The organism is Pseudomonas sp. TH34, assembly GCF_016650865.1.
In the GTDB taxonomy this organism is placed as follows: Bacteria; Pseudomonadota; Gammaproteobacteria; order Pseudomonadales; family Pseudomonadaceae; genus Aquipseudomonas; species Aquipseudomonas yamanorum.
Genome location: NZ_JAEKFB010000029.1, coordinates 202,540 through 218,349 on the forward strand (window position 1 = coordinate 202,540; position 15,810 = coordinate 218,349).

Consider the following 15,810-nt stretch of genomic DNA (forward strand, 5'->3'; position numbering starts at 1 on the left):
TTCTCTTTCGTCGGCGTCACTCCGGTCATTTTTGCGACAAAACCGGATAAACAATAAGGGCTCACTCTATCCCTGGATCCCATAAAGCAGAAGCCACGGCGGTGCCATCATTGCGCCAAAGTCCAGGCAACCGACTAACGGTCAGTGTCTACAGCCCACGGTTTACGGGAAACATGGCTTTTTGACATTTAGCTGACGCCAACAAACCGCCACAAAATCATTAACAATCCATTTCGAGCCACCTATAAAGAAAGTGCCGGCTCCCGAGCCTAGGCCTTCTCTCCCCGTTAAAGGCGTATTCAATGATTGACCTGTCCACCTGGAACCTGAGCATCCCCGTCGGCTCCCCGCCCTCGACCATCGACACCCCGAAACTGCTCAGCGGGTTCAAGGACCAATACTTCCAGGCCGAAGGCAGCAGCGTGCAATTCTGGACGCCGGTCACCGGCACGCGTACCGAAAACGCCGTTTACCCTCGCAGCGAACTGCGGGAAACCTACGCCGACGGCCGCTTGCGCAACTGGCTGTACAGCGACGCCGACAACTACCTGCGTGCTACGTTGGCGGTCAACCAGGTGCCGTCTTCCGGCAAGATCGTAATCGGTCAAATTCACGCCTATGACAGCCAGAAACCGCTGATCAAGGTCGAGTACCAGTACAAGGAAAAAACCCAAACCGGCAACATCGTTGCCAAAGTGCGCATGCGCCCCGACGAGTCAGAAGGACGAGTGATCATCGTCGCCGAGAACGTACCGCTGGACCGTGACTTCACCTACGTTATCCACCTGAACAAGGCCGGATTGTTGAGCGTCGACGCCGCCAATGGCCAATGGAACGAACGAATCGGCGCTGCGTGGGGCAAACAACCGCTGTACTTCAAGGCCGGTGCCTACGTGCAGGACAACAGCGGCAACAGCAAGGAAGGCGCCCGGGTGACGTTTGCCAAGCTGGATATTGATCACGAGTGATCTTCCAAGGTGGGTGCGCTTTACCCTGACCGGTTGATGGGCTCTCAGCCACAAAAAAGCCCGCATCGCTGCGGGCTTTTTCATTAACGCGTAAGGCTTAGTTGACCTTGGCGTTCAACTCACCTTTCAGGTAACGCTGGTACATCGCTTCCAGGGAGATCGGCTTGATCTTCGAAGCGTTGCCCGCAGTACCGAAGGCTTCGTAACGTGCGATACATACGTCACGCATGGCGGTCACGGTAGCGCCGAAGAATTTACGTGGGTCAAATTCGCTCGGGTTGGTGGCCATCAGGCGACGCATCGCACCGGTGGAGGCCAGGCGCAGGTCGGTGTCGATGTTGACCTTGCGCACGCCGTACTTGATGCCTTCGACGATTTCTTCAACTGGCACGCCGTAGGTTTCTTTGATGTCGCCGCCGTACTGGTTGATGATCGCCAGCCACTCTTGCGGTACCGAGGAAGAACCGTGCATCACCAAGTGGGTGTTCGGGATGCGTTTGTGGATTTCCTTGATGCGGTCGATGGCCAACACGTCGCCGGTAGGTGGCTTGGTGAATTTGTAGGCGCCGTGGCTGGTGCCGATGGCGATGGCCAGGGCGTCAACTTGGGTCTTTTTCACGAAGTCAGCGGCTTCTTCCGGATCGGTCAGCATTTGGCTGTGATCCAGTACGCCTTCGGCGCCGATGCCGTCTTCTTCACCGGCCATGCCGGTTTCCAGGGAACCCAGGCAGCCCAGCTCGCCTTCAACCGAAACGCCGCAGGCGTGAGCCATGGCAACGGTTTGTTGGGTGACGCGTACGTTGTATTCGTAGTCGGTCGGGGTCTTGCCGTCTTCACCCAGGGAACCGTCCATCATCACCGAGCTGAAACCCAGTTGGATGGAGCGCTGGCACACGTCAGGGCTGGTGCCGTGGTCCTGGTGCATGCACACCGGGATGTGCGGGAATTCTTCGATCGCGGCGAGGATCAGGTGACGCAGGAACGGAGCGCCGGCGTATTTGCGTGCGCCGGCCGAAGCCTGGACGATCACTGGAGAGTCAGTCTTGTCAGCGGCTTCCATGATGGCGCGCATCTGCTCAAGGTTGTTGACGTTGAAGGCTGGAACGCCATAGCCGAATTCGGCTGCGTGGTCCAACATCTGGCGCATGCTGATAAGTGCCATTGTGAGTCTCTCTCCCGGTCGAGGGTCGTTAATCGTGCAAGCCTGCCGTAGCGGCGGCTGCTATTCAAGTTATTGAAGGTCAGGCTTTCAATGCCTGGCCTGCTGAATCGTTATTGCTGTCGGGGTTACTGCGCTTTACAGCCGCGCCCGATCAAATCGTCGGTGGCAACCCAGTAAACCAGGCCTTCCTCACCCTTTGTGTGAAACGCCAACTGGCCATCGCTGTACAGCACGCCCGAAGCCGCCACTTCCTGCTTGAGGCGATACACCTGGTCTGAGCCGCCGAGGCGTACATCCACCTGGGTGCGGGCCTGGTCGGCAAAGCGCCAGTTGACTTGCGCCTGGCTGTCACACGTCCAGGTGGTCCACTTGTCTGCAGGCTCTGCCTTCTTGTCGAACATGTTCAGGTTGGTGCATCCGGCCAATAACGCCAGTGCTGCCAGGGCGAAAACGCCTTTCATTGCCAATCCTCAAGCGGCGACCTGCGGCCACCGCTGCTGTCGGTTAGTGAATCAGACCCGTCAAGGGCAACCCTGTTCCTGACCGTTGGGCGCAGAGTCGTATTTCTCCAACCCGTCCGGCCCGATGCGCTTGTTGATCACCGGCATGGTTTCGGCCTGCCAGTCAGCCTGGTAGCAACTCTTCTGCCGCGCCGCCCCGGCCTTTTCAGACTCGGGGGGCGCTTTCGGCGTGCTGCCGCAGCCGGCCAACAGGCCCGCTGCAATCACCAGTGCTAACGACCTGATCATCGGAATGCTCCTTTTCCTCAGCAAGTGCTTCAGCCCTTCGCTCGGCTTTCCAGCACTTCGACAGCCGGCAGTACCTTGCCTTCGACGAATTCGAGGAACGCACCACCACCGGTAGAAATGTAGGAGATCTGGTCAGCAACGCCATATTTATCGATGGCTGCCAGGGTGTCGCCACCGCCGGCGATGGAGAAGGCCGAGCTTTCAGCGATGGCGTGGGCCAGCACTTTGGTGCCGTTGCCGAACTGGTCGAACTCGAACACGCCGACCGGACCGTTCCACAGGATGGTCTTGGACGACTTCAGCAGTTCAGCGAAGTTGGCTGCAGTTTGCGGGCCGATGTCCAGGATCATGTCGTCGGCGGCCACATCAGCGATCAGCTTGACGGTGGCTTCGGCGCTTTCAGCGAATTCCTTGGCCACGACTACGTCCACCGGCAGCGGTACGCTGACCTTGGCCGCGATGGCGCGGGCGGTGTCCAGCAGGTCCGGCTCGTACAGCGATTTGCCCACCGGGTGACCGGCAGCGGCAAGGAAGGTGTTGGCAATGCCGCCGCCGACGATCAGCTGGTTGCAGATCTGGCTCAGGCTGTTCAGTACGTCGAGCTTGGTGGAGACCTTGGAGCCGGCGACGATGGCGGCCATCGGTTGGGCCGGAGCACCCAGCGCCTTGCCCAGTGCGTCCAGCTCTGCCGCCAGCAACGGGCCAGCGGCAGCAACTTTGGCAAACTTGGCCACGCCATGGGTCGAACCCTCGGCACGGTGCGCGGTACCAAAGGCATCCATCACGAACACGTCGCACAGGGCGGCGTATTGCTGGGCCAGTTCGTCGCTGTTCTTTTTCTCGCCCTTGTTGAAGCGCACGTTTTCGAACAGCACGATGTCGCCAGCCTTCACGTCTACACCGTTCAGGTAGTCGGCGACCAGCGGCACGTCGCGGCCCAGGGCCTTGCTCAGGTAATCGGCTACAGGCTTGAGGCTGTTTTCTGCCGAGAACTCACCTTCGGTCGGACGACCCAGGTGGGAGCAGACCATCACGGCCGCGCCTTTTTCCAGGGCCAGCTTGATGGTCGGCAGCGAAGCCAGGATTCGCGCATCGCTGGTGACAACACCGTCCTTGACTGGGACGTTGAGGTCTTCGCGGATCAGTACGCGCTTACCTTGCAGATCGAGGTCGGTCATCTTCAACACGGTCATGGGTGGCAATTCCTGAGAGCTAAAGTTGTGGAGAGGCTGTTTGCAGATAATGTTCTGCAACGTCCAGCATTCGGTTGGCAAAACCCCATTCGTTGTCGAACCACGCCAGGATGTTCACCAGCCGTGGGCCGGAAACGCGGGTCTGGCTGGCATCGACGATGGCCGAATGCGGGTCATGGTTGAAATCACAGCTGGCGTGAGGCAACTCGGTGTAGGCCAACAGGCCTTTGAGCGGGCCGCTGGTGGCGGCGTCGCGCAGGATCCGGTTGACCTCGCCGGCGTCGGTGTCGCTGACGGTTTGCATGGTGATGTCCAGGCAGGACACGTTCACCGTCGGTACCCGTACGGCTTTGGCCTGGATTCGCCCGGCAAGTTCCGGCAACAGTCGCTCGATACCACGCGCCAGCCCGGTGGACACCGGAATCACTGACTGAAACGCCGAACGCGTGCGGCGCAGGTCTTCATGGTGGTAGGCATCGATCACCGGCTGATCGTTCATCGCCGAGTGAATGGTGGTGATCGACACGTATTCCAGGCCGATCGCCTGGTCCAGCAGGCGCAACAGCGGCACGCCGCAGTTGGTGGTGCAGGAGGCGTTGGACACCAGCAATTCAGCGCCGGTCAGGCAATCCTGGTTCACGCCATACACGATGGTGGCGTCGACATCCGCCTCGCTGGCCATCGGCTGGGAGAACAGGACCCGCGGTGCGCCGGCGTCGAGAAACCGCTGGCCATCGGCACGGGTGTGGTAGGCACCGGAGCATTCCAGTACCAGGTCGACGCCCAACGCCGCCCAGTCGATGCCCTCGGGGGTGGCACTGCGCAGGACCTTCACGCAGTTGCCATTAATATGCAGACAATCGTCCTCGACCCGCACTTCGCCGGGGAATCGGCCGTGGGTGGAGTCAAAGCGTGTCAGGTATTCGATGCTGGCCATGTCAGCCAGATCGTTGATCGCAACAATTTCAAACCCGGCCGCCGCCCCTCGCTCAAACAGAGCACGCAAGACGCAACGACCAATCCGGCCGTAGCCGTTGAGTGCAACTTTGTAGGGACGCGGTTGAGGCATGGGGTTCTCGATTAATGTTCGTTCAGTGTTGAATGTTCCATCGCCATCGCGGGCAAGCCCGCTCCCACATTAGACCGAGATCAAATGTGGGAGCGGGCTTGCCCGCGATAGCAACAGCACAGACAACGCAGACTTACTTAGTCTTCCAGCAGCTCTTCAGCCTGACCCAGGATGTTTTCCAGGGTGAAGCCGAACTCTTCAAACAACGCTGGCGCCGGCGCCGACTCACCGTAGGTGGTCATGCCGATCACGCGGCCTTCCAGGCCCACGTACTTGTACCAGTAGTCGGCGTGAGCCGCTTCGATGGCGATACGTGCGCTGACCTGCAACGGCAACACCGATTGCTTGTAGTCGGCATCCTGGGCTTCGAAGACGCTGGTGCACGGCATGGAAACCACACGCACATTGCGACCGGCAGCGGTCAGCTTGTCGTACGCCTGAACCGCCAGGCCCACTTCGGAACCGGTGGAGATCAGGATCAGCTCCGGCTCGCCGATGCAGTCTTTCAGCACATAGCCACCACGGCTGATGCCTTCGATCTGCGCCGCGTCGCGGGTTTGATGCTGCAGGTTCTGACGGGAGAAGATCAGCGCCGAAGGGCCGTCTTTACGCTCGATCGCGTGCTTCCAGGCCACAGCCGATTCGACCGCGTCCGATGGGCGCCAGGTGTCCAGGTTCGGCGTGGTGCGCAGGCTGGTCAGTTGCTCGACCGGCTGGTGCGTCGGGCCGTCTTCGCCCAGGCCGATGGAGTCGTGGGTGTAGACGAAGATCACACGCTTCTTCATCAACGACGCCATGCGTACGGCGTTGCGCGCGTATTCCATGAACATCAGGAAAGTCGCGCCGTAAGGCACCAGGCCGCCGTGCAAGGCGACGCCGTTCATGATGGCGCTCATGCCGAACTCACGCACGCCGTAGTACATGTAGTTGCCGCTGGCGTCTTCTGCCGAGACACCTTTGCAACCTTTCCACAGGGTCAGGTTGGAACCGGCCAGGTCAGCCGAACCGCCGAGGAACTCAGGCAGCAACGGGCCGAATGCGTTCAGGGTGTTCTGGCTGGCTTTACGGCTGGCGATGGTTTCGCCCTTGGCGGCCACTTCGGCGATGTAGGCCGAGGCTTTTTCCGAGAAGTCGGCAGGCAGGTCGCCGGCCAGGCGGCGAACCAGTTCGTTGGCCAACTCAGGGAATTCGGCGGAGTAGGCCGCGAAACGCTGGTCCCACTCGGCTTCGACAGCCAGGCCGGCTTCCTTGGCGTCCCACTCGGCGTAGATGTCAGCCGGGATTTCGAACGGGCCGTGGTTCCACTTCAGCGCAGCGCGGGTCAGGGCGATTTCCGCGTCGCCCAGTGGGGCGCCGTGGCAGTCTTCTTTACCTTGCTTGTTCGGCGAACCGAAGCCGATGGTGGTCTTGCAGCAGATCAGGGTCGGCTGCTCGCTCTTGCGGGCGGTGTCGATGGCGGTCTTGATCTCTTCAGGATCGTGGCCGTCGACGTTGCGGATCACCTGCCAGTTGTAGGCTTCGAAACGCTTTGGCGTGTCGTCGGTGAACCAGCCTTCGACTTCGCCGTCGATGGAGATGCCGTTGTCGTCGTAGAAGGCAATCAGCTTGCCCAGGCCCAGGGTACCGGCCAGGGAAGCGACTTCGTGGGAAATGCCTTCCATCATGCAGCCATCACCCAGGAACACGTAGGTGTGGTGGTCGACAATATTGTGGTTCGGGCGGTTGAACTGCGCACCCAACACTTTTTCAGCCAGGGCAAAACCCACGGCGTTGGCCAGGCCCTGGCCCAGTGGACCAGTGGTGGTCTCGACACCCGGGGTGTAGCCGTATTCCGGGTGGCCCGGGGTGCGGCTGTGGATCTGGCGGAAGTTTTTCAGGTCGTCGATGGTGACGTCGTAGCCGGTCAGGTGCAGCAACGAGTAGATCAGCATCGAGCCGTGGCCATTGGACAGGATGAACCGGTCACGGTCGGCGAACGACGGGTTGCTTGGATTGTGTTTCAGGTAGTCACGCCAAAGTACCTCGGCGATATCCGCCATGCCCATCGGGGCACCGGGATGGCCGCTGTTGGCTTTTTGCACGGCATCCATGCTGAGGGCACGAATGGCGTTGGCACGCTCACGACGGCTGGGCATCGCTGATCTCCTGGAGTTGAATAAAAGAAACGGAAAAAAGGATCGGCATTTTCCCTCAGCCACGGCCCTCGGGGCAATGACAGATAGTCACTTGAGGGTGTTTTTCCTGCGGATTGGCTGGAGAAACGGTTTACCGCTTCGTCTATGGGTTATAGCGGCTGCTTATAACCACCGATTATCGACCAATATCAAAACTTTTTGATATTGCCCTTGCGGGGTTTTCCCACCCTCACTAGACTGCTGGCCTTATGAACCTGAGCGCATCTTCCATTCGCCCCGACGACAGCGACGAGCTGGCAGCCCTGTGCAAGGCCGGCGGTGATCCGTTGCGCCTGAATGTACTGCGCGCGCTGACCAACGATTCGTTCGGAGTGTTGGAGCTGGCGCAGATCTTCGCCATCGGCCAGTCCGGCATGAGCCATCACTTGAAGGTACTGGCCCAGGCCGACCTGGTGGCAACCCGCCGTGAAGGCAATGCGATTTTTTACCGTCGCGCCCTGCCCCATACCGAACAGTTGGGCGGCAAGCTGCACGCTGCGCTGCTGGAAGAAATAGACAGCCTGGCCCTGCCGGCCGAGGTCCAGTCGCGCATCAGCCAGGTGCACGGACAACGCGCTGCAGCCAGCCAGGACTTTTTCTCACGGGTAGCCGAGAAGTTTCGCGCCCAGCAGGATCTGATCGCCGGCCTGGCGCAATACCGCGAAAGCGTGCTGGCACTTTTGGACAAGCTGAGCTTCAGTAATGAAGCCACGGCGGTTGAAGTGGGTCCCGGTGACGGCGGTTTTCTGCCGGAGCTGGCGCGGCGCTTTCATCAGGTCACGGCGCTGGACAACAGCCCGGCGATGCTGGAGCTGGCCCGCCAACTGTGTGAACGCGAGGCACTGGGCAACGTCCACCTGCAGTTGGCGGACGCCCTGAATGACACCAGCCTGCGGGCCGATTGCGTGGTGCTGAACATGGTCCTGCACCATTTCGCAGCCCCAGCAGAAGCCCTCAAGCAGATGGCGAATTTGCTGCAACCAGGCGGCAGCCTGTTGGTCACGGATTTATGCAGCCACAACCAGAGCTGGGCCAGGGAGGCCTGCGGTGATCTCTGGCTGGGTTTTGAACAGGACGATCTGGCCCGTTGGGCCACCGCTGTGGGACTCGTTCCCGGGGAAAGCCTCTATGTAGGTTTACGTAATGGTTTCCAGATTCAGGTCCGCCATTTTCAGCGGCCGGCTGGCGACACTCACCATCGGTAAATATCAGGAAAACATCGAGATGAGCGAATACTCCCTTTTCACCTCCGAGTCCGTGTCTGAAGGGCATCCGGACAAAATCGCCGACCAGATCTCTGACGCGGTGCTGGACGCCATCATTGCTGAAGACAAGTTCGCCCGAGTGGCGTGCGAGACTCTGGTGAAAACGGGCGTGGCGATCATCGCCGGCGAAGTCACCACCTCTGCCTGGGTAGACCTGGAGCAGATCGTTCGTGACGTGATCATCGACATTGGCTACAACAGCTCCGACGTCGGCTTCGACGGCGCGACCTGCGGCGTGATGAACATCATCGGCAAGCAGTCCCCGGACATCAACCAGGGTGTCGACCGTGCCAAGCCTGAAGATCAGGGCGCCGGCGACCAGGGCCTGATGTTCGGCTACGCCAGCAACGAAACCGACGTGCTGATGCCAGCACCGATCACCTTCTCCCACCAGTTGGTGAAGCGCCAGGCCGAAGCCCGTAAATCGGGTGCGTTGCCATGGCTGCGCCCGGACGCCAAGTCCCAGGTGACCTGCCGTTATGAAGGCGGCAAAGTCGTCGCCATCGACGCCGTCGTGCTGTCGACCCAGCACAACCCGGACGTGTCCTACAGCGACCTGCGCGAAGGCGTCATGGAGCTGATCGTCAAGCACGTACTGCCTGCCGAACTGCTGACCAAGGACACCCAGTTCCACATCAACCCCACCGGCCAGTTCATCATCGGTGGCCCGGTGGGCGACTGCGGCCTGACCGGTCGCAAGATCATCGTCGACAGCTACGGCGGCATGGCCCGTCACGGCGGCGGTGCGTTCTCCGGCAAGGATCCATCCAAGGTTGACCGTTCCGCCGCCTACGCCGGTCGTTATGTAGCCAAGAACATCGTGGCTGCCGGCCTGGCCGAGCGTTGCGAGATCCAGGTGTCCTACGCCATCGGTGTGGCTCAGCCTACGTCGATCTCGCTGAACACCTTCGGTACCGGCAAGATCAGCGACGACAAGATCGTCAAGCTGGTGCGTGAAATCTTCGACCTGCGCCCTTACGCAATCACCACCATGCTCGACCTGCTGCACCCGATGTACCAGGACACCGCGGCCTACGGCCACTTCGGTCGCACCCCAGAGCAGAAGACTGTTGGCAACGACACCTTCACCACGTTCACCTGGGAAAAGACCGACCGCGCCAACGACCTGCGGACCGCCGCCGGCCTGTAATCGCCTTACGGTGTACACAAAGCCCTGCCGGGTTATCCCGGCGGGGCTTTTTATTGCCGGATGAGTTGCGGGCAATGCTCACTTTTTTGGATCCAATGCTTGCAGGCTAAATGATGGCCCACTAGAATCCGCGCCCTCCCGGGCCTTCACCTCTTATTGGATATTGCACTGCGCCTGCCCGGGGTCGATAAGCGCGCAGGCAATCGTACATTGAGGTTTTCCATGCGCATTTCCACACTCGCCCCTGCCGCCCTTCTGCTCAGCCTGTTTGCCCTGCCGGCGCACGCCGACTTGAGCGCACTCAGCGGCCTGACTTCCCAGTTGGGCGTGTCTTCCGGCGATTGCGAAAAACAGGGCAAAGACCTGCAAGCCAAGGTCGACGCAGCCAAAGCCAATGGCGAAGAATTGAAAGTGAAGGCCATGCAGGCCGCCCTGGATCAAGTAAACAAAGGTTGCAAAAAAGTCGGCGAATCCCAGGCCAAGCTCGATGCCAGCCAACAAAAGCAGCAGGCCAAGGCGGACAGCAACGACACCGTGAAAGCCCTGGGTGGTCTGTTCAAGTAAACCGAAACATCGGGTAAAAAGCCTCGCGGTTGCGGGGCTTTTTTATGCCCGCAGGGATGACTTAGGCTGGGCGCCCTTTCAGAGCAAGGATGCTCATGATGACGTTGCCTATGCGCTTACTGTTCTTCTTTTTACTCAGCGTCTCGTCGCTTATTGCGTGGGCGCAGGAATGTCCCGACTGGGAGGCCGATCACGCCCAGGCTCAGATCGCCACCCTGGCGCAGCAAGTCCACCTCTGGGATGACAGCTATCACCGACTCGGCCAGTCATTGATCAGCGATGAACTCTATGACCAGGCCCGCCAGCGCCTTGCCCAATGGCGCAGTTGTTTCGCCCCCTCCGCGCCGGCCAAGGACAATCCGCTGGCCAGCGCGCGAGGCACCATCGCTCACCCGACGCCACACACCGGCCTGGAAAAACTGCTGGACGACAATGCCGTTCAAACCTGGCTGAGCTCTCGCCAGGACGTGTGGATTCAGCCCAAGGTCGATGGCGTCGCCGTCACCCTGGTTTACCGCAAAGGCCGACTGAGCCGGGTCATCAGTCGTGGCGATGGCCGGCTGGGGCAGGATTGGTCAGCCTCCGCCCGCAGGATTCCCGGGATCGTCCAGCAACTGCCCGAACCCGTAGACCTGTTGTTGCAAGGCGAACTCTATTGGCGACTGAATGACCACGTTCAGGCCGCCAAAGGTGGCCTCGGCGCCCGCAGCAAAGTGGCTGGGCTGATGAACCGCCGTCAGTTGAGCGAAGCCGAAGCCGCCGGAATCGGCCTGTTTGTATGGGCCTGGCCCCACGGTCCCGAGGATTTTCCCAAACGACTGAGCCAGCTTGCGCAATGGGGCTTCACCGACAGTAGGCGCTACAGCCACCCGATCAAGGACTTTACCGAAGCGGCGCACTGGCGCAGCTACTGGCAAAGCCACCCACTGCCCTTTGCCAGCGACGGCGTGGTGTTGCATCAAAGCCAGCGGGCGCCGGCCGAGCGCTGGCGGGTCAGTTCGCCCTATTGGGCGGTTGCCTGGAAATACCCGGTCGTCAAGGCGCTGGCCCATGTGCGCAAGGTACATTTCAAGATTGGTCGCACCGGGCGCATTACCTCCATCCTGGAGTTGGAGCCGGTACTGCTGGATGACCGGAAAATCAGCAGGGTCAGTGTTGGCTCCCTGAAACGCTGGCGGGAACTGGATATTCGCCCGGGCGACCAGGTGTCCATCAGCCTTGCCGGCCAGGTCATTCCGCGTCTTGACCACGTCGTGCTGCGCAGCCAGCCACGGGTCGAATTGCAGATCCCCCAGGCCAACAACTTTCATCCGCTGAGTTGCTGGAAACTGGCCCCAGGCTGTGAGGAACAATTGCTCGCGCGCCTGACCTGGCTGAGCGGCGCCCAGGGGCTGGCCCTGCCACATATCGGCCGTGAAACCTGGAACACTTTGATTCAGGCCGGTCTAATCGGCGGGCTGCTCGATTGGTTAACCCTGGATGAGGCAGAGCTTGCTAACATTGATGGCTTAGGTGAACGCAGCAGCGCACGTTTACTCGACAGCTTGCGCAGCGCCCGGCAGCGACCGTTCGCGCAATGGCTGATGGCCCTGGGAGTACCGCCCACGGCCCGCAACAATCTACAAGGCGGCTGGCAAACCCTGGCCGCCAAAGACACTCAAGCCTGGCTGGCCGAAGACGGCATAGGCCCGGGCCGCGCGGCGCAACTGAGCGCTTTTTTTCGCGACCCGCAGGTGCTGGCCTTGGGTGAAACATTACGGGCTGCCGGGATAGATGGTTTTTGACCTCTGCCCCACAGCATTAACCGGTGCCGGCAGAATTCATCCTGCCCACCTGATTGCGACCTTGTTTGCCTTGGAGTCTTTATGAAGTTTCTCGCACCTTTTGCCCTGTTGACCGTCGCAACCTTTATGGCCACACCACTACTGGCGGCCGACGAAGCCCCGCAACTCACCGGCTGCGCCGCCAAGCGCCAGGCCATCAGCACCCAGATCGAACAAGCCAAGGCCCACGGCAACAGCGAGCAGCAAGCCGGCCTGGAAAAAGCCTTGAGTGAAGTCACTGCCAATTGCACCGACGCCTCCTTGAAAAAGGAGCGCGAAAACAAGGTGCTCGACGCCAAGCACGAGGTCAGCCGCCGTCAGGCCGACCTCGACAAGGCGATGAAAAAAGGTGATTCCGACAAGATCAACAAGCGCAAGGACAAGCTGGCCCAGTCACGCAAGGACCTGCAGGAAGCCCTGGACGAACTGGACAAGTAAGACGCCTCAATGATCGCGAAACTGTTTATGGCACGCGGTGCAGGCATCTTCGACTTTCTGCACGGCCGGCCCCAGGTTGCTGGCCTTGTAGGGCTGGACCTGGCTGGCGATCACCAATTCACCGGTGGCCGCTTCAAGGTTGCGGGCCATCTCCTGGAAGCGTGCCTGTTGCTGCCACACGTCGTCCTTGGCGCTGGTGTGGTCTTCCTCACGCACGCTCGGGAAATGTTTCCACGGTTCATGGGACAACGCATCAAGCTTGACCGCGCCTTCGGCAAATTTGGCGCCGTCGAACGGAATGCGCCCGCGCAGCATGCCGCCCAGGTCTTCGCCGGTCTTGAGCATCTGCTTGAAAATGGCCTTGCGCTGGCCAAGGGGCGAATTCGGATCAACCCCGCCGCAGGCGGACAGTGTCAGGCAGGCCAGCAATACAATGGTCAGTCTTTTAAAAGTCATGATGGCTCAAGGTCACGGGAAACGGCGGCCAGTATCCTCGCCCCGCCCGTAAAGACCAATACCCCTATTAATAATAAGGGTTGTTCGAGCGCCTACCCGCGCGGGCAATCGCTTCAGGAATTTTGTGTATGAATACCCGCTTTAAACCCTGGTGCCGCCGCTTGGCGTGGGCCCTGCCAATGATCGCGTTGCTGGCCGGTTGCGACACCGGCAAGGACGAGAAAGCCAAACCCCACGCCATCGCCACCTACGTCGGCGCGACCTGGGAAAACCTGCCGGCCGTGTCGGACACTGACCTGCAAGCCGGCTTTGAATCCTGGCGCAGTGCCTGTCAACGACTCAAGGCTGACCCGGTGTGGGGCACGACGTGCGCGGCATCGGCCACTGTGCCGTCGACGGCAGTAGCGATTCGCGACTTCCTCAAGGCCAACCTTGATGTCTACGGCCTGCGTTCGGCCGACAACAGCCCCAACGGCCTGATCACCGGCTACTACGAACCGGTTTACCCCGGCAGCCTGACCGAAACCGCCACCGCCCATGTGCCGGTGTTCGGCGTACCGGATGACCTGATCATCGTCAACCTGGAAAGCATCTACCCGGAGCTCAAGGGCAAACGCCTGCGCGGCCGCCTGGAAGGTCGGGTACTCAAACCCTATGACGACGCCAGCGCCATCAACCAGCAAGGCTCAACCGCCAAGCCCATCGCCTGGCTGACCAATCCGATGGACCTGCAATTCCTGCAGATTCAGGGTTCGGGCCGCATCCAACTGGCCGATGGCCGCCAATTGCGCGTCGGTTACGGCGACCAGAACGGCTACCCATACCGCCCCATTGGCCGCTGGCTGGTGGAGCAAGGCGAGCTGAAAAAAGAAGACGTGACCATGGGCGCCATCGCGGCCTGGGCCAAGGCACATCCGCAACGTATTCCTGAATTGCTGGCAAGCAATCCCAGCTACGTGTTCTTCAGCGCTCGCCCCGACAGCAACGAAGGCCCGCGTGGTTCGCTGAACGTGCCGCTGACCGCGGGTTATAGCGTTGCGGTGGATCGCAAGGTGATTCCCCTGGGCAGCCTGTTATGGCTATCGACTACGCGACCGGACGGCGCACCGATTGCCCGCCCGGTGGCCGCGCAGGATACCGGTGGTGCAATTACCGGTGAAGTGCGGGCCGACCTGTTCTGGGGAACCGGTGATGCCGCTGGTGAGTTGGCGGGCAACATGAAGCAGCAGGGCCAGATCTGGATGCTGTGGCCCAAAGGCGCAGCGCTGCCGAAAGTGCCCGATGCGCCGACAGGCACCTGAAGAACACCACGGTCTATGTGGGAGCCCGCTCCCACATTTGAACAGTGTCAGGCTTCAGATCGAGACAAAGAAGAAACTCGCAATCAACGCCATCCCCACCGCCCATACCACCGACCGCAGAATCGCCCAGTCCGCCAGGTAGCAGATGATGTAAAGCAGCCGGCTGGTAATAAACAGCACCGCCAATACGTTGATCGTCACCAGCGACGCAGCGCCGGCCAAATGGGCAATGATCACCGCCGCCGCGAAGGCCGGGGTCACTTCAAAGCTGTTGAGTTGCGCACTGTGGGCACGCTTGGCGAACCCCTCGAGGGTTTCCAGGAAAGCTCGGGGGTCATGGTTCTGCCGGGGCCCGAACTTGCCACCGCTGAACTTGGCCACGCCCGTGCACAGATACGGCAGAAAAATAGCGATCAACACACACCAGAAAGCGACTGTCATAACCCATTCCTTTTTTAGTTTTGTCCGACGGTTAGAGTTTCATCACGAACATGCCGATCAGCACCAACCCACAGGCTATGAGCCGTGGGCGGCCGAAAGGTTCTTTCAGGTAACGCATGCCGAACAGCACCACCAGAATCACGCTGACTTCCCGCAGCGCGGCAGCCTCGGCAATCGAGCCCAACTGCATGGCCCAAAGCACCAGAGCGTAGCTCAACAACACGCACAACCCGACACTCAGCCCCAGCCGCCACTGCGTGCGCCAGAACAACCCGAACGCCGCCCGTTTGCGCACCATCGCCAGCAACGGAAACGGCCACGCACTGATCAGCGTCAGCCACACCAGGTAGTCCAGCGGGTGTGACCAGCGCCGCAGCGCCTGCCCATCCAGAAAGGTGTAGCAGCCAATACACAGGCCGATCAACGCCACCACCGGCAGCATCGACCAAGGCAACCGGTCGCCACCGCCGCCCTGCCACAACAGGCACAGCATGCCGAACGGAATCAGCAGAATGCCAAGGATCTGCTGGGTACTGAGCACCTCACCGGCAAACACCAACGTCAACGCCAGCACCACCAGAGGCGACAAGCCACGCATCAGCGGGTACACCAACCCCAGGTCACCGACGCGATAGGCCTGGATCAGCAGGTAGCGGTAGAGCAATTCAAACAGTGCCGAGGCGATGATCCACGGCCAGATTTCCAGCGGTGGAAACGATACAAACCCCACCGCCAGCACCACAAACAACAACGCCACCGTGTCCATGCACGCGATGACCAACAGGCGCTCGCCGCTGAATTTGATCAAGGTGTTCCACGTCGCGTGCAACAACGCCGCTACCAGTACCAGAGCTGTTGCGATCACGGTGACTCCCCAGTCAGAAAAAGCAGATTTGATTCGCCATATTTCAGCACCTGTTTATACTAAAGCCGACCACGCCGCACTCAGTTGCGCAAAGACCTAGACCAATAAATTTCTGCTGCTGCCCAATCCTCACCGACTCGGGCCTCGGCATGCGTATGCCTGATCAGAGCGTCACGATTACCGACAGGAGAT

General features: G+C 60.4%; 16 protein-coding genes. 7 read left to right on the plus strand and 9 right to left on the minus strand.

The genetic code is table 11. The features are described 5' to 3' along the window. Positions 1–302: 302 nt before the first annotated feature. The gene (locus JFU58_RS21930) at positions 303–968 is read left to right on the plus strand and encodes a polysaccharide lyase family 7 protein (RefSeq protein ID WP_063026596.1); all 666 of its coding nucleotides are present in this window, start codon (positions 303–305) and stop codon (positions 966–968) included. A gap of 97 nt (positions 969–1,065) precedes the next feature. On the opposite strand, the gene fba is transcribed toward JFU58_RS21930, so the two are convergent. The 6 genes from fba to tkt form a co-directional block, all read right to left on the minus strand. After that, a complete protein-coding gene (fba, locus tag JFU58_RS21935; protein WP_003177554.1) occupies positions 1,066–2,130 on the minus strand; it encodes a class II fructose-bisphosphate aldolase in 1,065 nt (354 codons plus the stop codon). A gap of 125 nt (positions 2,131–2,255) precedes the next feature. Then, the gene (locus JFU58_RS21940) at positions 2,256–2,591 is read right to left on the minus strand and encodes an MliC family protein (RefSeq protein ID WP_177070858.1); all 336 of its coding nucleotides are present in this window, start codon (positions 2,589–2,591) and stop codon (positions 2,256–2,258) included. 60 nt (positions 2,592–2,651) lie between these two features. Beyond that, positions 2,652–2,879, minus strand: a complete 228-nt coding sequence (locus JFU58_RS21945) for a hypothetical protein (protein WP_063026592.1) — start codon at positions 2,877–2,879, stop codon at positions 2,652–2,654. 29 nt (positions 2,880–2,908) lie between these two features. Further along, positions 2,909–4,072, minus strand: a complete 1,164-nt coding sequence (locus JFU58_RS21950) for a phosphoglycerate kinase (RefSeq protein ID WP_063026590.1) — start codon at positions 4,070–4,072, stop codon at positions 2,909–2,911. A gap of 19 nt (positions 4,073–4,091) precedes the next feature. Then, positions 4,092–5,141, minus strand: a complete 1,050-nt coding sequence (epd, locus tag JFU58_RS21955) for an erythrose-4-phosphate dehydrogenase (RefSeq protein WP_177025587.1) — start codon at positions 5,139–5,141, stop codon at positions 4,092–4,094. A gap of 137 nt (positions 5,142–5,278) precedes the next feature. After that, entirely contained in the window at positions 5,279–7,276 is a 1,998-nt protein-coding gene (tkt, locus tag JFU58_RS21960) for a transketolase (protein ID WP_177025588.1), read from the minus strand. Positions 7,277–7,524: 248 nt separating this feature from the next. On the opposite strand from tkt, the gene JFU58_RS21965 reads away from it, so the two are divergent. The 5 genes from JFU58_RS21965 to JFU58_RS21985 all read left to right on the plus strand — a co-directional run bounded on the left by JFU58_RS21965 (position 7,525) and on the right by JFU58_RS21985 (position 12,555). Continuing rightward, positions 7,525–8,520 (plus strand): ArsR/SmtB family transcription factor, encoded by a 996-nt coding sequence (locus tag JFU58_RS21965; RefSeq protein ID WP_201142281.1) that lies wholly within the window; start codon positions 7,525–7,527, stop codon positions 8,518–8,520. A 19-nt stretch (positions 8,521–8,539) separates the two neighbouring features. Then, positions 8,540–9,730, plus strand: coding sequence for a methionine adenosyltransferase (gene metK, locus JFU58_RS21970; protein ID WP_017476470.1), 1,191 nt, complete (start codon positions 8,540–8,542; stop codon positions 9,728–9,730). Between the two features lie 222 nt (positions 9,731–9,952). Next, entirely contained in the window at positions 9,953–10,294 is a 342-nt protein-coding gene (locus JFU58_RS21975; protein WP_017476471.1) for a hypothetical protein, read from the plus strand. Between the two features lie 110 nt (positions 10,295–10,404). Beyond that, complete coding sequence (gene ligB, locus JFU58_RS21980; RefSeq protein WP_177025651.1) at positions 10,405–12,078, plus strand: NAD-dependent DNA ligase LigB; 1,674 nt, start codon at positions 10,405–10,407, stop codon at positions 12,076–12,078. A gap of 81 nt (positions 12,079–12,159) precedes the next feature. Beyond that, entirely contained in the window at positions 12,160–12,555 is a 396-nt protein-coding gene (locus JFU58_RS21985; RefSeq protein WP_063026582.1) for a DUF1090 domain-containing protein, read from the plus strand. Positions 12,556–12,561: 6 nt separating this feature from the next. On the opposite strand, the gene JFU58_RS21990 is transcribed toward JFU58_RS21985, so the two are convergent. Beyond that, on the minus strand, positions 12,562–13,011 hold the full coding sequence (locus JFU58_RS21990; RefSeq protein WP_017476474.1) for a c-type cytochrome: 450 nt from the start codon (positions 13,009–13,011) through the stop codon (positions 12,562–12,564). Between the two features lie 128 nt (positions 13,012–13,139). Here JFU58_RS21990 and mltA point away from each other — a divergent pair, with 128 nt between their 5' ends. After that, entirely contained in the window at positions 13,140–14,312 is a 1,173-nt protein-coding gene (mltA, locus tag JFU58_RS21995) for a murein transglycosylase A (RefSeq protein ID WP_201142283.1), read from the plus strand. A 54-nt stretch (positions 14,313–14,366) separates the two neighbouring features. Here the strand turns inward: mltA and JFU58_RS22000 are convergent, their stop codons facing one another. Next, the gene (locus JFU58_RS22000) at positions 14,367–14,753 is read right to left on the minus strand and encodes an MAPEG family protein (protein ID WP_017476476.1); all 387 of its coding nucleotides are present in this window, start codon (positions 14,751–14,753) and stop codon (positions 14,367–14,369) included. 31 nt (positions 14,754–14,784) lie between these two features. Beyond that, a complete protein-coding gene (locus JFU58_RS22005; protein ID WP_063026578.1) occupies positions 14,785–15,618 on the minus strand; it encodes an EamA family transporter in 834 nt (277 codons plus the stop codon). Positions 15,619–15,810: the final 192 nt, after the last annotated feature.

Excerpts from the sequence above, each read along its gene's own strand:
- JFU58_RS21930 (WP_063026596.1), top strand. The coding sequence starts at position 303 with ATGATTGACCTGTCCACCTGGAACCTGAGCATCCCCGTCGGCTCCCCG.
- fba (WP_003177554.1), bottom strand. The coding sequence starts at position 2,130 with ATGGCACTTATCAGCATGCGCCAGATGTTGGACCACGCAGCCGAATTC.
- JFU58_RS21940 (WP_177070858.1), bottom strand. The coding sequence starts at position 2,591 with ATGAAAGGCGTTTTCGCCCTGGCAGCACTGGCGTTATTGGCCGGATGC.
- JFU58_RS21945 (WP_063026592.1), bottom strand. The coding sequence starts at position 2,879 with ATGATCAGGTCGTTAGCACTGGTGATTGCAGCGGGCCTGTTGGCCGGC.
- JFU58_RS21950 (WP_063026590.1), bottom strand. The coding sequence starts at position 4,072 with ATGACCGTGTTGAAGATGACCGACCTCGATCTGCAAGGTAAGCGCGTA.
- epd (WP_177025587.1), bottom strand. The coding sequence starts at position 5,141 with ATGCCTCAACCGCGTCCCTACAAAGTTGCACTCAACGGCTACGGCCGG.
- tkt (WP_177025588.1), bottom strand. The coding sequence starts at position 7,276 with ATGCCCAGCCGTCGTGAGCGTGCCAACGCCATTCGTGCCCTCAGCATG.
- JFU58_RS21965 (WP_201142281.1), top strand. The coding sequence starts at position 7,525 with ATGAACCTGAGCGCATCTTCCATTCGCCCCGACGACAGCGACGAGCTG.
- metK (WP_017476470.1), top strand. The coding sequence starts at position 8,540 with ATGAGCGAATACTCCCTTTTCACCTCCGAGTCCGTGTCTGAAGGGCAT.
- JFU58_RS21975 (WP_017476471.1), top strand. The coding sequence starts at position 9,953 with ATGCGCATTTCCACACTCGCCCCTGCCGCCCTTCTGCTCAGCCTGTTT.
- ligB (WP_177025651.1), top strand. The coding sequence starts at position 10,405 with ATGCGCTTACTGTTCTTCTTTTTACTCAGCGTCTCGTCGCTTATTGCG.
- JFU58_RS21985 (WP_063026582.1), top strand. The coding sequence starts at position 12,160 with ATGAAGTTTCTCGCACCTTTTGCCCTGTTGACCGTCGCAACCTTTATG.
- JFU58_RS21990 (WP_017476474.1), bottom strand. The coding sequence starts at position 13,011 with ATGACTTTTAAAAGACTGACCATTGTATTGCTGGCCTGCCTGACACTG.
- mltA (WP_201142283.1), top strand. The coding sequence starts at position 13,140 with ATGAATACCCGCTTTAAACCCTGGTGCCGCCGCTTGGCGTGGGCCCTG.
- JFU58_RS22000 (WP_017476476.1), bottom strand. The coding sequence starts at position 14,753 with ATGACAGTCGCTTTCTGGTGTGTGTTGATCGCTATTTTTCTGCCGTAT.